The following is a 3,307-nucleotide window of genomic DNA, read 5'->3' as shown; positions in this document are numbered from 1 at the left end:
CGCTGCGGCTTCATCATTCAGTCCCTGCTCCAGACCGCATGCATATTCCTGGTTGCAGGACGACTCGCTCAGGAATTCTGAAAACCGCGTCTAAGAACCGCGATCCAGCGCCGCTATTCAATCTGCAGAGTTTTGATTCGCGGCCGTGGATCGCGCCTTCAGCGCTTCGTACGTCTTGCCCAGTACCTTTGAGATCGTGGGGGCTTTTGGCACCGGATGAGACGCAATCTTCGACCTGATCCAGTCAGCCAAGACCTCGGCCTCGTCGACAAGCTTGGGCAGGAGCCTGCCCTGCGCGGCGCGATGCCCCATCTTGCGCTTGACGATCGGCATAAGGGAGATTTTGCCCGGTTCGATCAGCTTAGCGTCCGGTCCTTCGACCACGCGTTTTGCGTGCTCCTCAAGCAGCGTGAGGATCGCCTCGTCGGTCAGGCCTGGGACGTCCTCAGGCCGCAGTGTAGCGGGCGATGCTGGCGTTGCTTCATCGGGTCCTGCCTGCTCAGCCGGCTCGGTGACGATGTTTGGCGGATCCAGCCAACACTCGACCGCTGTCCAGCGATGGCCGTGTGCTGCGACGGACAGGACATTGAAGTTGAACTGCAGATCAAACGCCCAGGCTGTGGGGATAAGCTGCTGGGTTGTCATTGCTGCCGGCCTTGTTTGAACGCCGGTGAGGTAGACCTCACCGCCTGCGATCCGCGACTGCAAGTCCTTGCCCAGCTCCGCCCAGCAGGCTTCCAGAATGCGCTGTACTTCGGCCTGCTGATGTTCGGAGAGACGCTGCTCGGAACCCGTGTCTCGGCTGGCTCCGCCGAGCGCGGGATATCCGAGGGCCCGGATCTCGTCAGTACGGAGGTAGGCTTCGCTTCTGCGGATGTTCAGCAAAGTCCGAGGACTGCACCAGTGAGACAGGGCCTGGAGCAGCGGCAGCCGGCGTGGTTCGGCGCCGCCCTCGACCGGAACCGGGCCGAGAACAGCCTCGACATCGTCGTAGATTTCACCGTCGAGCTCGATCGTGCTGAACACCGGATTGATCGCTATTGTCTGAGCACGCTCAACCGAGAGGACAGTTGCTGGATCAGAGGGAGCGGCAGAGCGTTGCCGGCCACGGAGGTAAAACTCGCCTCGTCTACCGCGGGCAGCGAGGTCGGAGCGAAAGGCAATGCTGGCGACAGTTCGATTCCATTCCACGCGCGAGATCTCAGCGGTGATGCTCTTCGCACCGCTACTGACCGACACGTCGGAGCCACCTGCGTTGGCTTGCTGCGCCTGAAACTTCCGCAGGCGCTGGTCAGCGTCCAAGAGATTACGGGCCAGCTCCCGGTCGCACAGCCGCTCCAGTGCTTCGGTGAAAGGCAGAGTGACTGGCGGCTCAGGGGTCATGAGGGGCGAGGGCTCCAGCCATGAGGTCGACGGTCGAAACGAGTTGCCCGTTTGTTCTAGGTTGCGGTCGCCAAGCGGTCGAGCCCTCCAAACCGGTGCATCAGCCTCGAGCCGTGCAACAACCCCGTGAGCTCAACCTCCACCTGCCCCCGCACCTGCGCGAGGTCTGCGCCCTGCTCGCTGCCGGCTTGGTGCGGCTTCGTGCCCACAGCGCCGAGGATCTCGCCCGTGACGCCGAGCAGGCCGGGGGCTTGGGAGAGAGTTCGCTACACTTCCCGCCCGAACAGAGCGGTCGTGTCCCTGCACAAACTCGGAGACACGCATGACGCAGAGATCGATCGCACGGCAGGGGAGGAGGGCCGGTAGTGGCCCAGCGGTTCTGCCTGCGCCGCCCACACCGACCTTCCCCGCCATTCCCCCCGCCGACGTGCTGGGCCGCCTGGCAGCTCTCCAGAGCACGCCCACCACCCAGCTGAAGCAAGCAGTGGCGCGAGCTGTTCGGCAAGGAGCCGCCGCCCTTCAACCGCGCCTACCTCCAGAGCAGGCTTGCCTACCGCATCCAGGATCTCGCCTATGGCGGGCTGAGGCCCGAGACACGCGCCCGGCTGGAGGCACTCGGGGAGCAGCTGGACGGCGGCAACGTGGTCCTGCGGCGGGTCCGGGCCGACAGCTGCCCCTTGGCCGGCACCCGCCTGTTGCGCGAGTGGCAGGGGGTGGAGCACGCGGTCACCGTGCTGGCGGAGGGCTTCGAGTTCGAGGGCCGGCCCTACCGCTCCCTCTCGGCGGTGGCGCGGCACATCACCGGCACGCGGTGGAACGGCTGGACCTTCTTCGGCCTTAAGGGCCAGGGGACGGGCGCATGAGCCGCAGGCAGGGCAGGGCGGCCGAGGTCGTGCCGCCTCCTATCCCCGTGCGGCGCTTCCGCTGCGCCGTCTACACCCGCAAGAGCACGGACGAGGGGCTTGACCGTGAGTTCAACACTCTCGACGCTCAGCGGGACGCCTGTGAGGCCTACGTGCTCTCTCAGCGGGCGGAGGGCTGGACCCTTGTGGCCGACCGCTACGACGACGGCGGCTTCTCGGGCGGCACCCTGGAGCGCCCGGCCCTGCAGCGGCTGCTCCGCGACATCAAGCAGGGCAGGGTGGACGTGGTGGTGGTCTACAAGATCGACCGCCTCTCCCGCTCGCTGATGGACTTCTCCCGGCTGGTGGAGACCTTTGAGGCGCATGGGGTAATCTTCGTCTCCATTACCCAGTCCTTCAACACCACCACCAGCATGGGCCGGCTGACGCTGAACATCCTGCTGTCCTTCGCTCAGTTCGAGCGGGAGGTGATCGGCGAGCGCATCCGGGACAAGTTCGCGGCCTCCCGCGCCCGGGGCATGTGGATGGGCGGGCACGTGCCGCTCGGCTACGAGGTCAGGGACAGGAAGCTCCTGGTCAACGAGGAGGAGGCCCAAACGGTCCGGCGGGTGTTCACCACTTTCCTGGACACCCAATCGGGCACCGAGACCGCCCGTCTGCTCCAGGCGGAGGGCCTAGCCAGTCGGTCGGGGAGGCTCCTTGATAAGGGGGACATCTACAAGCTGCTGAACAACCGGACCTACGTCGGCGAGGCCGCGCACAAGGGGAAGGTCTACGCGGGCGAGCACGAGGCCGTCATCGAGCGGGCGCTCTGGGATAAGGTCCATGCGATGCTGAAGGAGAGCCCGCACACTCGCGGCAACGGTACCCGGAACCAGACGCCGGCGCTGCTGAAGGGGCTGATCTACGGCACTGATGGACGGGCGCTCTCGCCGACACACACGCGCAGGAGAGGGCGGCTGTACCGGTACTACGTCAGTCAGACTGCGCTGAAGGGCATAGACCAGCCGGACGGTGCCGATCCCACCCTGGTCCGGCGCATCTCGGCGGCGGAGATCGAG

General features: G+C 65.7%; 3 protein-coding genes. 2 read left to right on the top strand and 1 reads right to left on the bottom strand.

What is annotated here, in order from left to right; translation table 11 throughout:
* Positions 1-117: 117 nt before the first annotated feature.
* Positions 118-1,383 (bottom strand): hypothetical protein, encoded by a 1,266-nt coding sequence (locus BO39_RS29100; protein ID WP_156964146.1) that lies wholly within the window; start codon positions 1,381-1,383, stop codon positions 118-120.
* 494 nt (positions 1,384-1,877) lie between these two features.
* On the opposite strand from BO39_RS29100, the gene BO39_RS29095 reads away from it, so the two are divergent.
* Positions 1,878-2,246 (top strand): DUF2924 domain-containing protein, encoded by a 369-nt coding sequence (locus BO39_RS29095; protein ID WP_342666354.1) that lies wholly within the window; start codon positions 1,878-1,880, stop codon positions 2,244-2,246.
* A partial coding sequence (locus BO39_RS29090) for a recombinase family protein (protein ID WP_052403027.1) occupies positions 2,243-3,307 on the top strand: 1,065 nt, incomplete at its 3' end. The genes BO39_RS29095 and BO39_RS29090, both read left to right, overlap by 4 nt.

Source organism: Roseomonas aerilata DSM 19363, assembly GCF_000711725.1.
GTDB classification, from domain to species: Bacteria; Pseudomonadota; Alphaproteobacteria; order Acetobacterales; family Acetobacteraceae; genus Roseomonas; species Roseomonas aerilata.
Note: the sequence above shows the minus strand (reverse complement) of the source record. Positions and strands in the feature narration are given on the sequence as shown.